Source organism: Streptomyces sp. HUAS YS2, from assembly GCF_033343995.1.
Classification (GTDB): Bacteria; Actinomycetota; Actinomycetes; order Streptomycetales; family Streptomycetaceae; genus Streptomyces; species Streptomyces solicathayae.
The window spans coordinates 1,866,545-1,887,590 of record NZ_CP137573.1 but is presented as its reverse complement, the minus strand read 5'-3'; the positions used below and the strand labels follow the sequence as shown (position 1 = coordinate 1,887,590).

16 protein-coding genes are annotated in these 21,046 nt (G+C 69.3%); 10 read left to right on the top strand and 6 right to left on the bottom strand.

The features are described from left to right. Nucleotides 1-69 precede the first annotated feature (69 nt). The gene (locus R2D22_RS08565; RefSeq protein WP_318102363.1) at nt 70-363 is read left to right on the top strand and encodes a YciI family protein; all 294 of its coding nucleotides are present in this window, start codon (nt 70-72) and stop codon (nt 361-363) included. A 115-nt stretch (nt 364-478) separates the two neighbouring features. On the opposite strand, the gene R2D22_RS08560 is transcribed toward R2D22_RS08565, so the two are convergent. Further along, complete coding sequence (locus R2D22_RS08560; protein WP_318102362.1) at nt 479-1,399, bottom strand: NmrA/HSCARG family protein; 921 nt, start codon at nt 1,397-1,399, stop codon at nt 479-481. A 124-nt stretch (nt 1,400-1,523) separates the two neighbouring features. On the opposite strand from R2D22_RS08560, the gene R2D22_RS08555 reads away from it, so the two are divergent. Continuing rightward, nucleotides 1,524-2,066, top strand: coding sequence for a TetR/AcrR family transcriptional regulator (locus tag R2D22_RS08555; RefSeq protein WP_318102361.1), 543 nt, complete (start codon nt 1,524-1,526; stop codon nt 2,064-2,066). Between the two features lie 421 nt (nt 2,067-2,487). On the opposite strand, the gene R2D22_RS08550 is transcribed toward R2D22_RS08555, so the two are convergent. Then, nucleotides 2,488-2,865, bottom strand: a complete 378-nt coding sequence (locus R2D22_RS08550; RefSeq protein WP_318102360.1) for a hypothetical protein — start codon at nt 2,863-2,865, stop codon at nt 2,488-2,490. 710 nt (nt 2,866-3,575) lie between these two features. Here R2D22_RS08550 and R2D22_RS08545 point away from each other — a divergent pair. Together R2D22_RS08545 and R2D22_RS08540 are read left to right on the top strand one after the other, a co-directional pair. Next, entirely contained in the window at nt 3,576-11,267 is a 7,692-nt protein-coding gene (locus tag R2D22_RS08545) for an RHS repeat-associated core domain-containing protein (RefSeq protein ID WP_318102359.1), read from the top strand. 1,068 nt (nt 11,268-12,335) lie between these two features. Beyond that, complete coding sequence (locus R2D22_RS08540) at nt 12,336-13,280, top strand: Dyp-type peroxidase (protein WP_318102358.1); 945 nt, start codon at nt 12,336-12,338, stop codon at nt 13,278-13,280. A gap of 12 nt (nt 13,281-13,292) precedes the next feature. Here the strand turns inward: R2D22_RS08540 and R2D22_RS08535 are convergent, their stop codons facing one another. Together R2D22_RS08535 and R2D22_RS08530 are read right to left on the bottom strand one after the other, a co-directional pair. Next, the gene (locus tag R2D22_RS08535; protein ID WP_318102357.1) at nt 13,293-13,478 is read right to left on the bottom strand and encodes a DUF397 domain-containing protein; all 186 of its coding nucleotides are present in this window, start codon (nt 13,476-13,478) and stop codon (nt 13,293-13,295) included. After that, on the bottom strand, nt 13,475-14,296 hold the full coding sequence (locus R2D22_RS08530; RefSeq protein WP_318102356.1) for a helix-turn-helix domain-containing protein: 822 nt from the start codon (nt 14,294-14,296) through the stop codon (nt 13,475-13,477). Before R2D22_RS08530 ends, R2D22_RS08535 begins: the two co-directional genes overlap by 4 nt. Nucleotides 14,297-14,442: 146 nt before the next feature. Here R2D22_RS08530 and R2D22_RS08525 point away from each other — a divergent pair, with 146 nt between their 5' ends. Both R2D22_RS08525 and R2D22_RS08520 read left to right on the top strand, forming a co-directional pair. Further along, complete coding sequence (locus R2D22_RS08525) at nt 14,443-14,886, top strand: ATP-binding protein (protein ID WP_318102355.1); 444 nt, start codon at nt 14,443-14,445, stop codon at nt 14,884-14,886. A gap of 17 nt (nt 14,887-14,903) precedes the next feature. Continuing rightward, complete coding sequence (locus R2D22_RS08520) at nt 14,904-15,530, top strand: nucleoside/nucleotide kinase family protein (RefSeq protein WP_318102354.1); 627 nt, start codon at nt 14,904-14,906, stop codon at nt 15,528-15,530. A 1-nt stretch (nt 15,531) separates the two neighbouring features. On the opposite strand, the gene R2D22_RS08515 is transcribed toward R2D22_RS08520, so the two are convergent. After that, nucleotides 15,532-16,275, bottom strand: coding sequence for a CTP synthase C-terminal region-related (seleno)protein (locus R2D22_RS08515; RefSeq protein ID WP_318102353.1), 744 nt, complete (start codon nt 16,273-16,275; stop codon nt 15,532-15,534). Nucleotides 16,276-16,371: 96 nt separating this feature from the next. Between R2D22_RS08515 and R2D22_RS08510 the strand changes: the two genes are divergently transcribed. From R2D22_RS08510 to R2D22_RS08495, 4 genes are all read left to right on the top strand, one after another. Beyond that, complete coding sequence (locus R2D22_RS08510; RefSeq protein WP_318102352.1) at nt 16,372-16,980, top strand: tetratricopeptide repeat protein; 609 nt, start codon at nt 16,372-16,374, stop codon at nt 16,978-16,980. Nucleotides 16,981-16,987: 7 nt separating this feature from the next. Beyond that, nucleotides 16,988-17,887, top strand: a complete 900-nt coding sequence (locus tag R2D22_RS08505) for a LysR family transcriptional regulator (RefSeq protein ID WP_318102350.1) — start codon at nt 16,988-16,990, stop codon at nt 17,885-17,887. 135 nt (nt 17,888-18,022) lie between these two features. Continuing rightward, on the top strand, nt 18,023-18,982 hold the full coding sequence (locus tag R2D22_RS08500; RefSeq protein WP_318102349.1) for a DUF1444 domain-containing protein: 960 nt from the start codon (nt 18,023-18,025) through the stop codon (nt 18,980-18,982). Between the two features lie 151 nt (nt 18,983-19,133). Next, complete coding sequence (locus tag R2D22_RS08495) at nt 19,134-20,300, top strand: aminopeptidase P family protein (protein WP_318102348.1); 1,167 nt, start codon at nt 19,134-19,136, stop codon at nt 20,298-20,300. A gap of 32 nt (nt 20,301-20,332) precedes the next feature. On the opposite strand, the gene R2D22_RS08490 is transcribed toward R2D22_RS08495, so the two are convergent. After that, on the bottom strand, nt 20,333-21,037 hold the full coding sequence (locus R2D22_RS08490; protein WP_318102346.1) for a response regulator: 705 nt from the start codon (nt 21,035-21,037) through the stop codon (nt 20,333-20,335). Nucleotides 21,038-21,046: the final 9 nt, after the last annotated feature.

Sequence of the window (21,046 nt, the reverse complement as noted above, 5' to 3'; positions counted from 1 at the left end):
CTGGGTCCTGCTCTCCCGATCGCGGGAATCGGTTCGAAGTGCCGCAGGAGGGTCCAGTACAGTCCGAGGATGTTCGTTGTCACGGTGTCGTACACAGCGCCGCTCGACGAGGTGGATCGGTGGAGGCCGGCCCATGGCGAGTGGTTGACCGACCTGATCTCGCGACAGTTGCTGCTGGTGGCCGGCCGTCGGCCGGAGTGGGTCGGGGGCGTCTATCTCGTGCCGGGGATGTCATCGGAGGAGGTCGACCGGTTGCTGGCGACCGATCCGTATCTGCTCAACGGCGTGGCAGAGCATCAGGTGGTGGAGTTCACGCCCCTGCTGGTGGCACCTGGCCTGGAGGAGCTCAAGTCCCAAGGCTGAACGCCGAGTTGGCCGGGTCGGGCCAGTAGTCGGGGCAGAGTCCGGCGACCCCGGCCCCGGCTCCCGCACCGCGAGGGACGCCGGAACGGATGCTGTGTGGGCGGGCGCTCACGCGTCATGTCCCTGCGGGGCGCGTGGAGTCCAGGAACGCGGCGATCTGGGACGCGCCGGTGCGCTCCAGCCAGGTGTCGAAGTCCATCGCGGCGGGGTGGATCCTCCGGGTGGCGGGAATGTCGGCGCGGTAGCCGAGGGTGTTGAGCCACTCGTTGGCGTAGGCGAAGTCTTCACTCAGGGCCCGGATCGTCTCGATCGGGATCTGCACGTAGGGCAGCGGTATGCCGAGCGACTTCCCGATGGCCGCGGCGATCTGAACCGGCGTGAGTTCGTCCCCGGCCAGGGAGACCTGCCGGCCGATCCACTCCGTCGGCCGGGAGAACGCCAGCGCGGCGACGGCGCCGACGTCGTCGACGGCCATGATCTGCTGCGGGACCTCCGGCGCGAGCCCGGTGGACAGATTTCCGTTCCGCAGCGCGTATCCACCGGTGAAGTTCTCCATGAAGGACACCGGCCTGAGGATCGTCACGGGCAGGCCGAGCGAGGCGATGTGCTGCTCGATCCGCCACTTGCTGACCAGGTTCACCGGAACCTTCTCCTCCAGGTGCCGGTCTGCTTCGGCGACCGACGTGAAGACGAAGTGCCCGATGCCGGCGGCGCGTGCGGCCTCGGCGACGTTCACGCCCCAGCGCACCTCGTCCTCGGCGGTGAAGTCCGGTGCCGTGCCGGGCGAGCCGACCGTGGGCTGGACGCTGAACAGGCCCCAGGCGCCCTCGGCCGCGGCGGTGAGGGAGTCGGCGTCCTCCATCTGCGCCCGCACCACCTGTGCGCCGGCCCGCGCCAGCGCTTCGGCCGGTGCCCCGTTCGGGTCGCGCGTCAGTGCGCGCACCTGCCAGCCGTCCCGGAGCAGGTGATGCGTCACGGCCCTGCCCTGCAGGCCGGTCGCCCCCGCCACCACGACGATCTTCTCCGTCAGCTTCACGTTTCCACTCCATCGCGCCCTTGGGGAATGGGAGCCATCCCGTAAGTGGGGTGGCCCTCCGTTTCTCGTTCGGTACGATATGGAGGACCACCCCACTTTTCAACCCGTCAGGAGCACCCGACCGATGCGCGCCGACGCCCGCCGCAACGTCGAGAAGATCGTGGCCGCCGCCGGGGCCCTGATCGCTGAGCACGGCGCCGACGCCTCCCTGGAAGAGGTCGCCCGTCGCGCCGGAGTCGGCTCGGCGACCCTGCACCGCCACTTCCCCTCCCGCCAGGCACTCCTGGAGGCGGTCTTCAAGGACCGGGTGGAAGCCCTGTGCGCGAAGGCCGGCGATCTGCTCGCCGAACCCGACCCGGGTCAGGCCCTGTCCACCTGGCTCCGCGCGGTCGGTGCCCACGCCGTGGCCAACCGCGGACTGGGGGCGTCCCTGATGCGGGACGCGGATCCGTCACTGGGCGAGTCCTGCCACGACATGGTCACCAATGCCGGAGACGCCCTCCTCGCGCGCGCCCGAGCGGCAGACGCCGTGCGCCCCGAGATCACCATCACTCAGCTGCTGAAACTCGTCGGCGCCATCGCGCTGGCAACCGAGCGGGACAACGACGGCCCGGCCGAGGCCGACCAGCTGCTTGCGATCGCCATCGACGGCGTACGTCCGCGCTGACCGCCCCTGACCTGCCGAGCGCGGACATCCGTAACGGCTACGCCCGCTTCTCGACGCGCTCAGCAAGCACGGCTTCCCCATACTGGGTGGCGGCTATGGCGATCGCTTGAAATTCGTGCAGCGACACGACTGCGACGTGGGGCGTGCGGGTCCCGACGGATGGTTCGGCGGGCTCGCCGATCACGATCGCGTGCGTGCCATTGGACATACCCGCGGACCAGGCATCGGTCGAGCGACTCGGCGGCCTGGGCCAGACACGGGTCCTCGAGCCTGGCCCCTATGACGACCGAGCCCACGACGAGTTGGAACTGAAAGAAGTGCGCATCCCGGGGGTCACCCGCCGGGGTCAGGATCAGCCCGAATCGGCCGTCGTCGGTTGAGATACGCATGCCTATGACCGGAGCGACGTCATTCAACGATCTCAGTGTGCGCCGTGTCCTGAGTCGTAACGGTCGAGAAACTCGTTCGCCGGCAGGTCGAGCGCATGCAGCTTCGAGAACACCTCCGTACCCGCGCCCACCTCCTCGTCGGCGTCCGAGATCCGGTACGCCTGCACCATGTCGAGGACCTCGAAGCCGCTCTCCCTTGCGTATTCGGTCGACTCCCGCTCAGCCACTTCGATGGCTTCTTCGAGTGACCACGCTCGGAACAGCACGACGCGCTCCTCGTAGGGACGGTTCTCCCAGTCCAGCCATCGATAGAAGGTTCTGACGCCGTACCACGCCTTCGGCTCTCGCTTCATCGCCGGCCTGCCATATCCCCTCGCGTTCCCACCGTGATCACCGTAGAGCAGATCCACTTTGGCAACAGGCCCTGGCGGTCGGCAATGCTTCACCCGCACTCCTTTCCCTCTTACCTAAGTTCACCGAGCTCCGGCGACCCCGCCGCGAAGAAGTGCTCGCGCAGCGTAGGGCCGTCGAACCTGACAGCGCCCGCCGGCGGGGGTCCGAGGGGGTGGGAGGTTCTGTGCCTGCTCAGGGCATGCCCGGAACTGGTGCCGTCGGGGTTGGTTGGGCGCTTTTCAGTCGTGTGGGGGTCTCGTTGTTAGGGGTGTTACGCGTGGTTATGGCGGGTGAGTTGAGACGTATGAGGTGAAGAATGTGTGATCACGGTGAGGCCGGTATGTGATTAGCTCGCGTTTAGTTCATGTGTGCGATTGACGGGGTGTGTGTAGGTTGTGACGGCCTGTACGGGGAGTGCGGGCTTGTCCTGGGCCTTGTGGGCCTGGTGTTGCTCTGGGGAGGGCACGTGCGGGTGCACGGCGAGCGGTTGGGGATTCGGCTGTCGAGAGGCTGGCGGTCGTTGACCGTCGGCGTTCTTGCGGTGGCATTGACGGCGGGGACGGTGTCGGCGGAGGCCGCGTCTCCTACGCCGTCCACATCACCTGTCTCGTCGCCGTCGCCGGCTCCATCCCTCTCCGCGGCTCCGTCTTCAACTCCGTCTCCGTCCCTTTCGGCAGCGGGATCGCCATCGACCACTCCGAAGCTGCAGGCGGGTCCGAGCAAGCAGTTGGCCAGGGCGGCGGCCGCGGCCGCCGAGGCGCCGACGACCGACGACGCGGTGTACGCGTACGACGCAGTCGGCCGCATGGTCGGCATCACCGACCCCACCGGCGAGACGGCCCGCTACCGCTACGACGCTGCCGGCAACCGCCTCGCGATCGAGCGGTACCCGTCGAGCACGGTCTCGGTGCTGTCCGTGGTGCCGGTCCGGGCGGCTGTCGGACAGGTCGTGACACTGTCTGGCACCGGCTTCTCCACGACCCTCGCTTCCAACACGGTGAAGTTCGGCACCGTGAATGCCCAAGTAGTCTCTGCTTCGACGCCGCGCCGCCTCACTGTGAAGGTTCCGGCAGGCGCAGTGGCCGGCAAGGTGTCGGTGACCGTCGGGACCTCGACCGCCGCGTCATCAGAAACGTTCACGCCGGCAGCCCCGGCCCCGGTTATCTCGAGGGTCGAGCCCGACACCGGCTACGTCGGTGCGGAAGTGGTGGTCACGGGCTCGGGGTTCGCCGACGCCGCCACGGACAACGTGGTGCGATTCGGGGGCGGGATCGTCGCCCAGGTGAAGACCCGTACGGACACGGCTTTGACGGTGTTCGTGCCGCCGGGTGCGGTCAACGGGCAGATCGAGGTGGAGACCCGCGACGGGCGGGCCACGTCCGCGACGACGTACCAGGTGCGGTACGGCACCGGTGAGGGGCAGATCGAGTCGTCGGAGACGACGTCGGTCACGGACACCACGCCGCCGACGCTGGCGGTGACGACACCCGGCAACCGTGCGCAGGTGCTGTTCGACGCCGACAAGGGCGAGGACATCGACTTCGCCATCACGAACTCCACGTTCACCAGCACGGTGACGATGAAGCTCTACGACCCGCAGGGCAGCCAGTTCGGCGGGATCGGCTACTTCTCCTCCGGCGAAGACGACTGGGAAGTCCACAACCTGCCGCTCGGTGGGCGCTATTCGCTGATCCTGGAGCCGGGCAGCAGCAACATCGGCGGCGCCACCGTCACCCTGTCGAACCCGGCGACTGCCGTGCTGGACCTGGCCGGCCTCTCCGCCGACCTGGCACTCAGTCGAGCGGGCCAGGACGGCAAGCTGACGTTCGACGCGACCCTGGGGCAGTCGGTCAGTCTCGCCGTGCAGGGATCTGGCATGACCGGGTCGATGTACGCGCGGCTCTACGACCCCGACGGCATCGAGGTGAGCAGCGCCTCGATGGGGGCCAACCGCTCGACCGACATCGACGTCGACGCGCTGGCCAAGTCCGGTACGTACACGCTGCGGCTCGACCCGGACGACGGCCGTGCCGCCGCGGTGAAGGTGACCGGGTCGCGCTACGTGGACGCCGGCACGCTCGATCCGGTCGGCCCTGATGTCACGATGAGCCTCCCTCGCGTGGGCCAGAACGGCTTCGCGCGGTTCGCAGGCGAAGCCGGACAGGGCTTCCACCTCGGGGTGGCGTCCACGGGCTTCGCCAGCTGGGTGGAGCTGGAACTGTTCCGCCCTGACGGCACCCGTCTCAGCTCCCACAACGTTTACACGAACGGCATCGACGACGTCGACTTCCCGGTACTGCCTGCCACCGGCACGTACATGCTCCGCATGGCGCCCGACGCCGTGGAAGCCGGAACGCTGAAGCTCACTCTTTCCCGCACCCTCGCCGTGGCCCCGTTGTCGACGACGGGCGCCCCGGTCGCGGTCGACGTCACCCGCGCCGGGCAGACCGCCGAGTCGGTTGTTCAGGGCACGACCGGTGACACGTTCTCCCTGGCGATTTCGTCCAACACCTTCAGCGGTGCCGTGAACGTGGACATGTTCGCCCCGTCCGGCGCGAACATCCTCAGCGGGGAGTGGCTAAGTTCGGGCCAGACCCGGACCATCGGCCTGCCCGCGCTCACGGAGACAGGCGCCTACCGGGTCGTCCTCAACCCGGATGACGCCGCAACCGGCGCCCTGTCGCTGTCCCTGTCCGCGGATGCTGTGGTGAACCTGACAGCCGACGGGCCGTCGGCACCGGTCGCGCTGAACCGGCCGGGCCAGCGTGCCCGGGTGAAGTTCACCGCTCCTTCGAGCGGGGTGCTCGGGCTGGCACTGACCGGCGTGACCTTCGGCACGTCCACGGAGCTGAAGCTCTTCGGCCCCGCGGGCGGCAGCGGCACGAGCGTTGCCACGGTGTCATCCAACACCGACGACGTCGCCTACCTGCCCGGTCTGACCGCTGGCGCCGCGTACACCGTGGTCATCACGCCGAGCAGCGCGGGCAGCGGCAATGCGACGCTGTGGCTGTCAAAGCCGGTCGCCGCCGGCGCCCTGACTGGGACCACCCCGAAGACGGGGACCGTCACGCGGCCGGGCCAGCGGCTGGAGTTCACCCTTGACGCGACCGCCGGTGACGGCATGGGCGTCGCGTTGTCCGGTAATACCCTCGGCACGATCAGGGTCCTCGCCGCCGCCCCCGGCAGCAGCACCGAGAACGACCTCACCTCGGTGTACTCGGCCACCGGTCTGGCCGAGCTCAAGGCACCGCTCGCGGCGGGCACCCACCGCGTGATCGTGCAGCCCTTCGGCCCCACCACGGGCGCCGTGACCGCGACCCTGCTTCCGGACGTGAACGGGGGTGCGCTGAGCACCGACGGCACCAAGCGCCCGGCGGCGATCACTACCGCAGGCCAGAACGCCCACTACACCTTCACCGGCACGGCCGGACAGAAGCTGACCCTGGGCCTCGACGCGCCCCCCTACTACTGGTACCTGACGGTCACCTCGCCGAACGGGACCAAGCTGGTCAACGAGCGGTCGATGTCGGACACCACGCTCTCAACCGACCTGCCCACGCTGCCCGAGACCGGCACGTACACGGTCGTCGTCGACCCGTGGTCGCTGAAGACCGGCACATGGAACGTCGGCCTGACCACCACGGCGTCCCCGCTGGCCGCCCCCGCGCCCAAGAAGACGGCGGCAGCGGGAAAGACGGACGCGTCGGCGAAGGCCCCTGGCGTTGTGCCGTCGGGTGCCGACGCGTGGCAGCCGGCCAAGGCGAACCTCGCCGGCCGTGACTGGATCACCGAACGCGGCAGCACCCCGCCCAAGGCCCCTGCAGCGCTGCGAGCGGCAGCGAAGACGACCGCGCTGACCGGCCGTGTTTTGAAGCTGGACGGCAAGCCGCTCCCGAAGGTGACCGTCACCGCGGGCGGCAAGACTTCCCGCACTGACGCGCAGGGCCGGTTCCTGCTCGCCGGGATCAGCCCCGAGGCGACCACCCTGATCGTCAACGGCGAGAGTGCGAACACCAAGGACCGCTCGTACGGCCGCTTCGACATCCACGTCCAGCCGAAGGCCGGCCAGACCGTCGACTTGGGCTTCCCGGTGTGGATGACCCCGCTCGACACGAAGCACACGGTCAAGTTCGCCGTCCCGGCGAAGACGGACGTGGTCCTGAAGACCCCGCAGATCCCGGGCCTGGAGGTCCGAATCCCCAAGGGCTCGGTGGTCCGCGACGACAAGGGCAAGCCGGTCACCGAACTCGGCATCACCGCGATCCCGATCGACCGTCCGCCGTTCCCGCTGCCGAAGAACAGCATCGTCCCCGTCTACTTCACCGTTCAGCCCGGCGGCACCTACGTCTTCCCCAAGGGCGCTCAGATCGTCTACCCGAACTACACCCGCGAAGCCCCCGGCAAGCGTGTGGAGTTCCTGGACTATGACCCGAAGAAGAAGGGCTGGTACGTCTACGGCCACGGCACCGTCACCCCCGACGGTCGCCAGGTCGTGCCTGACGCCGACACGCGCGTGTGGGCGTTCCACGGCGCGATGTTCAACACCGACGGCTGGCTCGGCTGGGCGACCTCCTGGCTCCAGGACGCCTTCGACTGGCTCTCCGGCGACCCGGTCGAACTGTCGACCGGCTACCTGACCGACAGGCACACCGACCTCGCCGTCGCCGACCGGCGCGGCAACGCGGAAGTCACCCGCACGTACTGGCAGGGCGACACAGACAAGCGCGCCTTCGGCATCGGACGCGACCTGATCTACAACGCCTTCCTGCACTCCCAGAACCAGTGGCAGGAGGTCGACCTCTACCTGCCCGGAGGGTCCAAGGTCCACTACGTCCGGACTTCGCCCGGCGCAGGCTGGGGCGACGCCGTCTTCGGACCGACCGGCTCTCCCGGCGCGTTCGAAGGAACGAAGATCGCGAACAATGGCGACGGCGAGTGGGAACTGACCTTCCGTGACGGCACCGTCTGGACCTTCCCCCAGTACGCGCCGCTCGCCGAGATCCGCGACCGCCACGGCAACAAGACGAAGATCACCCGTGTCGGCGGCAACAAGGGCGACATCACCCAGGTCACCACGGCAGGCGGCCGGTGGGTCTCCTTCGAATACGACGCTCAGCACCGGGTGAAGATCGCGGCGGACAACACCGGCCGCACCACGAGCTACACCTACGACTCGACGGGCCGGCTCGAGACGGTCACCGACCCGGCGGGCAAGATCAGCTCCTACACGTACGACGGCACGTCGAACCGCATCAAGACGGCGAAGGACGCCCGCGGCATCGTCTACATGAGCAACGTGTTCTACGCGTCCGGTCGGGTGCAGGAGCAGACCCTCACCGAGGGCCAGAAGTACACCTTCACCTACACCCTTGACGCAGGCCGCGTCGCCATCGCCAACGTCACCCAGCCCGGCGGTGCGCTGCGCCGGGTGTATTTCGACACCGCCGGCTACGGCTACAAGGAAATCCAGGCCACCAACACCGCCGTGGCCCGCACCACGGCTTACACCCGTGACCCCGCCACACACCGGGTCACCCAGGTCACCGACCCCTACGGCCGCAAGACCGACCTCACGTACGACGCCAACGGCTACGTCACCTCCACCGCAGAGCTGGTCGGAACCACCGACGCCCGTGCATCGGGCACGACCGTGTTCAACGGCCCGTTCGACCAGCCGACGAAGTACACCGACCCGCTCGGTAACGCGACGACCCTTGCGTACGACGCCGCCGGAAACCTCGACAAGGTGACCGACCCCGAAGGCCGGATCACCCAGTACGACTTCGAGCCCGACGGCCAGCTCAAGTCGGTCACCGCGCCCGACGGCTCCGTCACCTCGTACACCTACCGCTACGGCGACCTGGTGTCGGTCAAGGATCCCCAGGGTCGCGTCAGCAGCCAGTTCCACGACGCCGCAGGTCGCCGCATTGTCACGGTCGACAACACGGGTTCCGCCAGCAGGGTCGTCTACGACGTCCTCAACCAGGCTCGCTCGGTCACCGACCCGCTCGGCCAGGCCCTGAACCTCGACTACGACGACAACGGCAATCTCACGAGCCTGACGGACGCCCGCGGGAACAGCACCAGCTGGACCTACGACCAGGCCGACCGGCCCAAGACGGCGACCGACCCCTACGGTTCGACGGCCGGATTCGAGTACCACCCGGCCGGCCAGGTCTCGAAGGTCACCGACCGCATGGGCCGTGTGGCCACGGCCGAGTACGACCTGCTGGGCCGGGCGAAGAACACGAAGTACAACGTCGACCTCGCCGGCCAGGCAGAGTCGACTGTCACCTACGAGTACGACGCGTACGACCTGCCGAAGAAGGTCTCCGACACGGCTGTGGGTGACCAGTCGTTCACGTACGACGTCTATGACCGTACGAAAACCGTCACCGGTCCCACCGGCACCGTCGTCTACGACTACGACAACGCCGACCGTCGGAAGACCATGACCGCCGGCGGCGTCACCACGGCCTACGGCTACGACAGGTCGAGCATCCTGACCAGTGTCAAGGCGGGAACCCAGGAGGTCACCTTCGGCCTCGACCCCGCGGGCCGGGAGCAGACCGCCACCTACCCCGGCGGCATGGTCCGCACCACCGGGTACGAGACCAGCGGCGCCGTCAAGTCCATCAGCTACGCGCAGGGCGCCACCTCGGTCGGCACGCTCACGTACAACCGCGACGCCAACGACCAGCAGATCCGCCTGCGCGGCACGCTGGCCAGCGTCGCCGTCCCGGCCGCGGAGAGCGGCAGCGTCTTCGGCAAGGACAACCGCCTCAGCACCTTCAACGGCCGCACCTTCACGTACGACAACGAAGGCCAGCTCACAGGCGACGGCAACAACACCTACGCCTGGAACACCCGAGGTGAGCTGACCGGCGTCAAGAAGACGACCGACGGCACCTCTCTCGGCGCTTTCGGCTACGACCCGCTGGGCGGCCGCGCGAGTAAGACCCTCGCGGGCGCGACGACGAAGTTCCTGACCGACGGCTCCAACCCGGCGGTCGAGCAGAACGCAGCGGGCGATCCGACGGCCACGGTGACGGCGTCGGGCCTCGACGAGTACCTCCTGCGTACGGAGAACGGCAAGACCCAGACCTACCTGACGGACGCCCTCGGCACGGTCGTCGGCCTGGCGAACGCCGACGGGACGGTGGCCACTCGCTACACCTACGACCCGTACGGCCAGCCGACCGCGTCGGGCACGGCGACGTCGAACCCGTACACCTTCACGGGCCGCGAGGAGGACAAGGGCACCGGCCTCCTCTACTACCGCAACCGCTACTACCAGCCGGAGACCGGCCGCTTCATCAGCCAGGACCCCATCGGCCACGCCGGCGGCCCGAACCTGTACCAGTACGCCCTCAGCAGCCCGACCAACTACACCGACCCGTCGGGCAACAACCCGCTCATCGTCGGCTGCATCGGCGGCGCGATCGGCGAAGCCTTCATGGACTGGGGCCTCCAGCGCCTGTCTGGCAAGAAGGTCGACTGGGGGCAGGTGGGTTCCTCCGCGGCCATGGGCTGCGGCATGGGGATGCTGGGCGGACTCGGCAGCATGCTTAAGTTGGGCAAGAAGGCCGCGAAGGCCTGCGAGGTGGGTGGCAACAGCTTCACCGGCGACACCCCGGTTCTGATGGCCGACGCTACCCACAAATCCATCAAGGACATCCAGGTTGGCGACCAGGTCCTCGCCACCGACCCCGAAACTGGCGAAACCGGCCCCCGCGCTGTGACCGCCCTCATCCAGGGAACTGGCGACAAGCAACTTGTCGATATCACGGTCGACACCGACGGAGTTGGAGGAAGCGAGACTGCCAAACTGACCGCCACCGACGGCCACCCCTTCTGGGCCGCCGAAGCCGGTCAGTGGACGAAGGCCAGCGACCTCAAAACAGGCCAGTGGCTCCAGACCAGCAGCGGCACCTGGATCCAGGTAGCGGCAGTCAACCCCAAGACTGCGTCGACCACGGTCTACAACCTGACCGTCGACAACCTCCACACGTACTATGCGCTGGCGGGTCAAGCTCCCACTCTGGTCCACAACTGTTCTCTTACAGGCAAGTTGGCCCAGTGGATCAAGAGGAACTCTCAGGATGACTACATCGTCTACCACGGACTAAACGAGGCTGGCGACGTGATCTATGCTGGGATAACGAACAATTTGGCGCGGCGAAAGGCGCAACATATTAAACAAGGTTACGGTGTCGTCAACCTTGTCCCTCTGTACACCGGGTTGAGGAAGTGGCAAGCGCGCGGCGTGGAGCAAATCTTGATTGAACGTGTTAAGGCTACAGGGCTTAGTCGTGTAAAGAACGGCAAGCCCTACGGGCAAAACAACTCAATCAACCCGGCAAGACGAGAGATGTACGACGCTGCCACGTCGTGGGCAAGAGATGAATTCGGCCTCTAGCTCCATAATTGTCGTGCGGCGGTAGGGCGGGTGATCAGCTTCACTTCCCTGCCGCTGCCGATATGTCTAGCGAGTAAAATTCGATCTCGCAATGCGAAGGGAATTTGATGAAGTATCCATTTTCGCCAAAATCTAATAGGTACCTGGTGCCTGGGCAATTCTGGCCCATCCCCCTTGCGGACGGCAGATACGCCTGCGGCAGGGTCATTGATGTAGTGCCTCCCGGGGTGTCGGATCCACATGTCCCCAACCTTGGCACGAGGTCATTCCTGGCCGGCCTCATGGACTGGGTTGGCGAAGGGCCACCCGAAGCTCGGGACCTTGAGGGAGCCGTACTTCTCGACCAAGGTCAGGCGCACATTGGGATGATTTCTGTTGGCGGGGGCCGCATCTTGGGTGAGCGGCCACTTCAAGCTGACGGAATTTCACCGCTTTTCTGGGTAACTCCGGTAAGCCTCGCCGATAAGACCCGGTACCTCTATCAAGGGTTTCATCGTATCCGAGAAGCTGAGCCGGAAGAATGTCAGCCATACTTTGGGTTTTCGGCCTGGAGTAAGCCGTATTTGCAAGCTAGGGCTAATCTGAGGTTCGTGGACGGTCGGCTCCCGGTGGATGACTATCGAACTTATGCTCCGTTCAGTCCAGATCTCGCGTGACGATTCCGGCTATGCGGTGTCGGCAGAGGCGGGACCTGAACCGAGTAGCTTGAAAAGGTGGCAACTCGCTCCTGCTCGGATGCCTCGGCACCCCTGGGCGGTAATGTGCACCGGGGTGGGCGTCGGACATCTTCGATAGGGCTCCCGAATTACTGAAGGAGATGCTGTGATGGGGAGACGCTTGCGGCGCGATGAGCGAAGAGAACTAGGTCGTCGGTGAGGCGGATTGGGGTCGGTTCAGACGAAGCTCGTGCAGCGCTGACCTGCAGAGAAAGAGATGCGAGGCATGAGGGCCGTAAAGCGGAGGGCTGTTCTAGGTGGGGCGGCTGCTGTGCTGTCCGGGGGTGCTGCAGTGGCCGTTTTGGCTACTCGTGAGCCGGGTTCAGGACAGCGGCCTGGTGGTGGCGGCGTTGTGGCTCTGGGTTCGCTCGCTCCGCTCTCGTATCAGCGGACCGTTGCGCTTGATCTGGGTGATCAATCGGTTCCTGGGCGTCGGCAAGAACTGCTGCGCCTGTCTGCTGAGTTGGTGCGCCAACGTGGTGCTGGGCTTGAAGCCAGGATTGGTCTCGGGGACGGCCTTTTAGTGGATGGAGTCAGGCCGCGGCAGCTCAAGGAGATGGATTCCTTCGCCGGGGATGTGCTGGATCCTGCCCAGTCGCACGGCGATGTTTTGGTGCAGTGTGCGGCTTCTACCGCTGCCGGAGCCCGGTCGGGCATGGATCAGGTCGTGGGTTCGGTGCCGGGGTGGCGGGTGCGGTGGAGTATTGATGGGTTTCGGGCTGACAACCGGGCAGAGGGCGGGCGCGGGTTGGCGCGGAATCCGTTTCACTTCACTGAGGGGTTGGGGAATCCAGGCAGCGAGGCGGAGACTCTTGACCGTGTTCTTGTGCGGGCGGATCAGGGGGAGCCGGACTGGGCCGTGGGTGGGTCGTATCAGGTTGTGCGGATCATTCGGCTTGCCACCGAGTTGTGGGACAAGGACTCCGTCGAAGAGCAGGAGCGGATTGTCGGGCGGCGGCGGGATGGGCGGTGGCTCGACGGGGCGCCGGCCGGGGAGCAGCCCAACTATGCGGCGGACCCTGCCGGGAAGTTGACGCCGCTGGATTCGCATGTGCGGCTTGCGGTGCCTGATCGGCGTCAGTCGCCGCCTCTCGTACGGCGCAGCTACTCCTACGACCGGGGCGACGGGGACGTCGGCCTCGTGTTCTCGTGCTTCCAGCGGGATCTCGCCCAGGGCTTCGAGGCAGTCCAGAAGCGGCTTGAGGGGGAGGCCATGGCCAAGTACCTGCTCACCACGGGCGGCGGGTACTTCTTTGTTCCTCCGCCCGGTGATGAGTGGATCGACGCCGTCGTCTGAGACCCCCTCGTGTCAGGACTGCGTCGCGTAGGCGACGAAGTCTGACCAGACGGTGGGGGCGAGGGTGAGTTGGGGGCCCGTGGGGTTCTTGGAGTCGCGGACGTGGACGGTGGTGGGGCAGGTGGCTACCTCGACGCAGTCGTCGCCGTCGCCGCTGCTGTAGCTGCTCTTGAACCAGGCCAGTTCCGTGGTGCTCATGTCGCTCCTCGCGTCCGCCGCAACAGGCTCAGGGAGTCCTCCGGGGTAAGAGCCTGTGACCGCATCCTGGCATACCGCATCTGGAGGATGCTGACCTCTTTGGGGTCGGCGATGAATTGGCCCCCGCGCTGGCCCTCGCAGTAGCTCAACCACTTGTTGTCCGGGGTCTCCAGCAACCGCATTGGGCCGGCCAGGCCCGCGTGGTGGCCGCGCGTCTTCGGCATGATCTGGACCTCGATGTTGCGGTGCGCCGCCATTTCGATGATGTGGTCCAGCTGTCCCCGCATCGCCTTTGCCCCACCCGTCGGGCGTTCTACGACGTGCTGCTCCAGGATGAAGCTGTACGGCGTGTTCGGGCGCCCTGTCAGCAACTGCTTCCGCTCCATCCGGGCCACCAGCTGCGCCTCGATCTGGTCGCCGGCCAGTGGTGGCCGTCGCTCGTCGAACAGCGTCCGCGCATACGCCTCCGTCTGCAGCAAGCCCGGTACCAGGCGGTTCTCGTACGTGTACAGGGCCAGCGCGTCCACCTCCAGCTTTGCCCACTGGCGGAACCAGCTCGCCAAGCCAGGCTGCCTCGACAGGTGCTTTGCCGCTGCCCGGATCACTCCGAAAGCGTCCAGGCCCTCCTCCGCCCGGTCCACGAAGTCGGCCGTCGGGAAGCGGCGGCCCTGTTCGATCGAGGCGACCGTCGGCAGCGAGTAGCCCACTCTCGGCGCGAACTCCTCCTGCGTCAGCCGTGCTCGCTTCCGGAAGACCTTGACCACCTCGCCGAACGCCCTCAGGCTGTCCGACACCTCCGGCTCGCCGCCGTCCGTCATCCCGTCCACCTCCCGTGCCCCGGACTCCATCCCGAGCCATGGTCACGGGCTGTCACCCCTACTGTCCACACTCCGAACCCGTACGCTCACTCAGCGTACGGGTCGCTGACCTGGTAACCCGCCCTTCGCATCGCCACATTGATCGCATGACGCCACCCCCGACTCGCCAAGAGCCCGTCACCGTACGTGTGTTCACCCAGCGCTTCAGTTCCACGCCCCGCGGCGCCCGGCTCGCCCGGCACCTCGCGCTGCATCAGCTCCACCGCTGGGACATCCCGCACGGCAGCGACGTCTCCGACGTCGCCGGGCTGCTCGTCTCCGAGCTGGCCACCAACGCCGTCACCCACGGGCGCGTGCCCGGACGCGACTTCGAGCTGGTTCTCTCGTACGGTCCTGGCCTCCTCCGCATCGACGTGTCCGACACCCGCACCGAACTCCGCCCTCCCCGCCCTGGCGCGCTCCCCGTCCCCGACCCCGCCGCCGGCACCGGGCGCGGGCTGCTCCTCGTCGAGGCCCTCGCCTCCCGGTGGGCGGTGCTCGACCGCCTGCCCGTCGGGAAGACCGTACGGGCCGAGCTGGATCTGTCCTGATCGCGGATAATCCCCCCATGGAGTCCGCTCAGTTCGATGAGCTCGTCGCCCGCGCCCGACGCCTCGCCGCACCCGGCGCGCGCCGCATCCTGGGCCTCGCCGGCGCCCCCGGTGCCGGGAAATCCACCCTCGCCTCCCGGCTCGTCTCGCGGCTCGACGGGCTCGCCGTGCTCGTGCCGATGGACGGGTTCCATCTCGCGCAGGCCGAGCTGGAGCGGCTCGGGCGGGCCGAGCGGAAGGGCGCCCCGGACACCTTCGACGCCGCCGGGTACGCCCATCTCCTCGGCCGGCTTCGCGCGCCCGAGCCCGGCGTCGTCGTGTACGCGCCCGCCTTCGACCGGGCTCTGGAGGAGCCGGTCGCCGGGGCGATACCCGTCCCTGCCGACGTTCCCCTTGTCGTCACCGAGGGGAATTACCTGCTGCACGACGAAGACGGCTGGGCCTCCGTCCGCCCGCTCCTCGATGAGGTCTGGTACCTGGAGCTCGATGATCGCCGCCGGGTGCCTCGTCTCGTCGAGCGGCACGTTCGGTTCGGGAAGGAGCGGGACCGGGCCGAGGAATGGGTCCGGCGGTCCGACGAGGCCAACGCCCGCCTCGTGGCGCGCGGACGGGACCGCGCCGACCTCGTCGTACCGATGAGCTGAGCTACGCGACGGCCATCCGGGACGCCCTCTCGACCGCAGCCGTCGCCAGTGCCCTCACGATCGGGTGCGGCCGGCTCCCGTCGCCCGCCAGCTCCGGCTGGAACAGCGTCGCCAGGAAGAACGGGTGTCCCGGCAGCTCCGCGATCCGCACCTGTCCGTCCTCGTCCTCGCCCGAGAACCGCAGCCCGTGCGCCCGCAGGGCGTCGAGGTGGCGGCCGTCCGGGCCGTAGCCGCAGTGGTACCGCTCCGTCGTGCGCTCCGCGCCGAGGATCCTCTCCGCGAGCGAGCCGGGCGCGACCCGCACCGGACCCTCGTGGCCGACGAGCGAGCAGGCCAACGGGGCGATCAGTAGGTCGCCTTCGTCGGCCGCCGGGTCGTTCTCGGCGTGCGCGGCGCGCTCCAGGCCGCAGACGCCGCGCGCGTACTCGATCAGTGCGTGCTGGAAGCCCGCGCAGGTCCCGAGGAACGGGATCCTGCCCTCCCGGGCCGTCCGGACCGCCGCCAGCGCGCCCTCCTCGCTCTCGTACGGGCTGCCCGGCAGCAGCCACACCGCGTCGAAGCCGCGTACCGCGTCCGGTTCGGCCGCGTCTGCGGTGCCGGTCCAGTACGCGTCGAGGATCAGGCCGTCGCGCTCGGCGAGGGCGTCGAGCAGCAACGGCACGCGGACGTGCGAGCGGACGTGCGGGGAGCGGTCGCCGACCAGGGCGATGCGGGGGACGCGGCGAGTGGTGGTCGTGTTCGTCATGGAGAACATGCTGATCGGCCCCGTCCGTTCACGTCCAACGATGATTCCTGCTTCCTCCATCGCGATCGCTTATGGCCCCGGCGCTAGGCTCCTTCCATGACCGCCGACACCACCGCCACCACCCCCTGGGACGACCGCGTCGCAGCCCTCTGGGCCGCGATCGACACCCACGAGCCGGCCGACTTCCGCGCTCGGATCGCCGAACTGGCCGCCGAGCGGCCCGCCGACGACGCGCCCGCGCTCTTCGAGCAGGGCGCCGCGCACGATTCCACCGGACTGCCCGTGGAGGCCGTGGAGTTCTACCAGGCGGCGCTCGACCGAGGCCTCAGCGGGCTGCGCCGCCGCCGCGCCGTGATCCAGATGGCCAGCAGCCTGCGCAATCTGGGTCAGGTCGAGCGGGGCCTCGAACTCCTCACCGCCGAGCGGGCGATCCCCGTCGAGCGGCTCGACGCCGACGAACTCGCGCTGTCCGGAGCCGTCGACGCCTTCCTCGCGCTGTGCCTCGCGGACACCGGCCGCGAGCGTGAGGCCGCCTCGCTCGCGCTCGGCGCGCTCGCGCCGCTGCTGCCCCGCTACAACCGCTCGCTCGCGTACTACGCCCAGGCGCTGGTCACCCCCGACGCACCGGCCTCCGAAGAGCCCGCCCCCGACGCGCCTGTCCCCGACGCACCGGCCTCCGACGAGCCGGCCCCCGACGCGGGCTGACCGTCCCATGGACCCGCACCTGCTGCGTACGTACGTCACGGTCGCCCGGCTCCGTTCCTTCTCCGCGGCGGCCCGCGAACTCGGCTACACGCAGTCGGCGGTCTCGCAGCACATCGCGGCCCTGGAGCAGGACCTCGGTCTGCCGCTGCTCGGCCGTCGCCCGGTCGCGCCGACGCCCGCAGGGGAGCGGCTGCTCGAACACGCCGGCTCCCTGCTGCTGCGCATCGACGCGGCCCGCGCCGACCTCGCCGGGTACGCCGCGGCGCCTCGCGAGGAGTTGACCGTCGCGGCCGCCCCGCTCGCCGCGCACCCCGCCGTGCTCGACGCGCTCCCGTCCACCGGGGTCACGCTGCGCGTCCTGCCGCGCGACGAGGTGCCCGGCGCCGTCGCGACCGGCGGCGCCGACCTCGGGCTCGTCGACGGGATCGCCGCGCCCAGCGACCCGCTGGCGCTGCCCGACGTGGCCCCGCTCACCGCCGCCGCGATGCCAGGCGCGGCGGCGGAGCCGCTGGTCGTGGTGGTGCCGGACGACCATCCGCTGGCCCGCCGGGCCGGTGTTCGGCTCACCGATCTCGCCGACGCGCGCTGGCTCGACGCGCCCGCCGTCGGACCCCCGCTCGAACGGCTCCGCGCCGCGGTGGGCACGCCCGGCGGTTTCCGGCCGTCGCTCCGGTACGAGGGCACCGACGTGCGCACGCTCGTCGCCCTGGCCGCCGCCGGGCACGGCCTCGTCCTGCTGCCGGCCGGCGCGGCGCGCACAGCGGACGTGGCGGCGGACGTGGCGGCGGTGCCGGTCGTCGCGCCCCGGCTCGTCCACCGCACCGAACTCCTGCGCCCCGGCGGCGTTTCCGCAGGTCCGGTCGCCCGCGTCCTCGACGCACTGGGAGTTGCCTCACAGGGCCCATGAGTTCGTCCATGTGTGGGTACGTCACCCCTCTGTAAGGTGGGCCGGAACGCAAGAACCGGCACCGAAGTGGCTCGACAGCGGCTCGACAGTGGCTCGACAGCAGTGCGACAGCGGCTCGACGGAAGGCGGCGGACGGTGGGTTGGTTCCTGCGAAGGCCAAAACGCGACGGGGACGACGTCCCCAGGGACACGGAGTTCGCCTACTTCTCCGATCGGGAGGCGGCGCACTTCCGCGGCCAGGTACGCGAGGCGTTCGCCGAGCACGGCCTCGAAGTGACCGTCTTCGCCGACATGGTGACCGACGACGGCGGCCGACACTTCGGCCTCGGCAACCTGGCCGCCGTCTGCCACAACGACGACCGCGGCCCGCGCGTCTGGCCGGACCTGGTCCGACAGCACGTCGAGCGGGTGCTGCGCACCATGGACGCGCCGTCCGCGCTCGACACCCTGTCCCCGGAGCAGATCCGGGCGCAGCTCTACCCGCGGGTGGTCGGAGTCGAGGGCATCGACCCGGCGGCCTTCGGCTACGCCCGCAGCGTCGCTCCCGGCCTCTACGAGATCCTCGCGCTCGACCTGCCGGAGAGCGTCATGATGCTCACCGACGAGGCCCTCGAACCGCTGGGCGACGTCCGGCACCTCCGGGACCGGGCGCTGGCCAATCTGCGCGGACTCCCGGTCGAGGGCCACGAGACCGTGCGGGACACCGACGGCATGCGCTTCGAGGTGCTGATCGGCGACTCGTTCTACACCGCCAGCCGGGTCCTGGACCTGGACGCGGTGGTCCGCCGGGTGACCGGCGAGCCGCTGGGCGAGCACGGCGCGCTGGTCGCGATGCCGTTCCGGCACCAGCTGGCCTTCCACCCCATCCGTGACACCGGGATCATCCCGGCCCTGGGCGCGATGGCGTCCTTCGCCGCCGCCGGGTACGCGGACACCCCCGGTGCGATCAGCCCGTACGTGTTCTGGTGGCGCGACGGCACGCTCACCCAGCTCAGCGATTACGACGAGGACGGCGACGGCCTCCGGATCGTCGTCGGCGGCGACTTCGAGGACCTGCTCGAACGCCTCGTCGCGGAGAACCCCGGCCCGGGCTGACCCCGGCCCGGACCGACCACGACCCCGGCCCGGACTGACCCCGGCCTGGACTGCCCCCGGCCCCGGCCCGGCCCGACGGCCGGACCGCTGCGGCTGCGCTCGCGCGCCCTGCCCGGTGCGGGCAGGATGCTGTACGTCGAGGAGGAGCCCCATGCCGCACACCCCTGAGCCCGCGCCCGAGTCCGCGCCCGAGTCCGAGTCCGCGCCGACCCCCTTCACCGCCGACGACTACCGCGCCCGCATGGCCCGCGCCGCGCAGTCGGCCGCCGATGCCGGGCTCGCCGGAGTGCTGGTCGCACCCGGCCCGGACCTCGTCTACCTGACCGGGTACCAGCCGACCGCGATCACCGAGCGGCTCACCGTCCTCGTGCTCACCGCCGGCCAGGACCCCGTGCTCGTCGTCCCCACCCTGGAGGCCCCGGACGCCCGGCACGCCGCCGGCGCCGCCGCGCTCACCCTGCGGGACTGGACCGACGGCAAGGACCCGTACGCCGTCACCGCCCCGCTGCTCGACAAGCAGGGCCGGTTCGGGGTCAGCGACAACGCCTGGGCGATGCACCTGCTGGGCCTGCAGCAGGCGCTGCCCAGCACCTCGTACGTCTCGCTCACCGAGGCGCTGCCGATGCTCCGGGCCGTCAAGGACGAGCACGAACTGGCCCGGATCGCGGCGGCCGCCGCCGCCGCCGACCAGGCGTACGGCGAGATCCTCAAGGTCCGCTTCGCGGGCCGCAAGGAGACCGACGTGGCCGCCGACCTGGCCGCGCTGCTGATGCGATTCGGCCACTCCCAGGTGGACTTCACCGTCGTCGGCTCCGGACCCAACGGGGCCAACCCGCACCACGAGGCCGGCGACCGGACCATCGAGCGCGGCGACATGGTGGTCCTGGACTTCGGCGGCCTCAAGCACGGTTACGGCTCCGACACCACCCGGACCGTCCATGTCGGCGAGCCGACCGCCGAGGAACAGCGCGTCCACGACCTCGTGCGCACCGCGCAGCAAGCCGGTTTCGAGGCGGTGCGGCCGGGCGTCGCCTGCCAGGAGGTGGACCGGGCGGCCCGCGCGGTCATCGCCGATGCCGGCTACGGCGAGTACTTCATCCACCGCACCGGCCACGGCATCGGGGTCACCACCCACGAACCGCCGTACATGATCGAGGGCGAGGAGCAGCCGCTCGTGCCCGGCATGTGCTTCTCCATCGAGCCGGGCGTCTATCTGCCGGGCCGGTTCGGCGTCCGGATCGAGGACATCGTCACGGTCACCGAGGACGGCGGGCGACGCTTCAACGCCACCCCGCACGAGATGGCGATCGTCGAGTAGCCGCTCCGCAACAAGGCGCCGCCTCGGCCGCGTCACGCCGGCGGCCGACGGGCCGTCGCGTCGGGCGGCGGCGCACCGAGCCCCGCGTCGCGCGCCTGCGAGACGGCCTCGGCCCGGTGGGCGACGTGGAGCTTGGCGAAAATACGGCTCACGTTGTTGCGGACGGTCTTCTCCGAGAGGACCAGCTCCCGCGCGATGCGCCGGTTGTCGTGCCCCCGCGCGACCAGATCCAGCACCTCGGCCTCCCGCTGCGTCAGTTCGGGGAACGGAGGGCCGGGGGCCGCACGGCGGACGCCCGCGAGCCGGGCGGCGATCCGGCCGGCGACCTCGGGCCCGAAGACCGCGCCCCCGGCCGCGACCGTCCGCACGGCGCTCAGTACCGCCTCCCGCCCCGATCCCTTCACCAGGTACCCGCGCGCCCCCGCGCGCAGGGCGGCGAGGAGATCGTCGTCGTCCTGCGACATCGTCAGCATCAGGACGGGCAGCGACGGATGGCTCGAGCCCAGTCTGCGCACCGCCTCCGTGCCCGGGATCCCGGGCAGCCCCGCGTCCATGACGACCACGTGCGGCCGCGTTTCGTCGACAAGGACGTCCAGCGCTTCGGCGTCGCCCGCCTCGGCCACGACGTCGATGTCGGCGGCACTGTCCAGCGCGGCGCGCAGCCCGGAGCGGAAGAGGGGGTGGTCGTCGACGATCAGAACACGGATGTGCGAGTGGTCTTCGATGGTGTCTGCCACACCCGCATG

Bases quoted from the DNA above. Each gene is read 5' to 3' on its own strand.
- R2D22_RS08520 (WP_318102354.1), top strand. From the start codon at position 14,904: ATGGAGTCCGCTCAGTTCGATGAGCTCGTCGCCCGCGCCCGACGCCTC.
- R2D22_RS08565 (WP_318102363.1), top strand. From the start codon at position 70: ATGTTCGTTGTCACGGTGTCGTACACAGCGCCGCTCGACGAGGTGGAT.
- R2D22_RS08535 (WP_318102357.1), bottom strand. From the start codon at position 13,478: ATGAGCACCACGGAACTGGCCTGGTTCAAGAGCAGCTACAGCAGCGGC.
- R2D22_RS08525 (WP_318102355.1), top strand. From the start codon at position 14,443: ATGACGCCACCCCCGACTCGCCAAGAGCCCGTCACCGTACGTGTGTTC.
- R2D22_RS08530 (WP_318102356.1), bottom strand. From the start codon at position 14,296: ATGACGGACGGCGGCGAGCCGGAGGTGTCGGACAGCCTGAGGGCGTTC.
- R2D22_RS08555 (WP_318102361.1), top strand. From the start codon at position 1,524: ATGCGCGCCGACGCCCGCCGCAACGTCGAGAAGATCGTGGCCGCCGCC.
- R2D22_RS08510 (WP_318102352.1), top strand. From the start codon at position 16,372: ATGACCGCCGACACCACCGCCACCACCCCCTGGGACGACCGCGTCGCA.
- R2D22_RS08495 (WP_318102348.1), top strand. From the start codon at position 19,134: ATGCCGCACACCCCTGAGCCCGCGCCCGAGTCCGCGCCCGAGTCCGAG.
- R2D22_RS08515 (WP_318102353.1), bottom strand. From the start codon at position 16,275: ATGACGAACACGACCACCACTCGCCGCGTCCCCCGCATCGCCCTGGTC.
- R2D22_RS08505 (WP_318102350.1), top strand. From the start codon at position 16,988: ATGGACCCGCACCTGCTGCGTACGTACGTCACGGTCGCCCGGCTCCGT.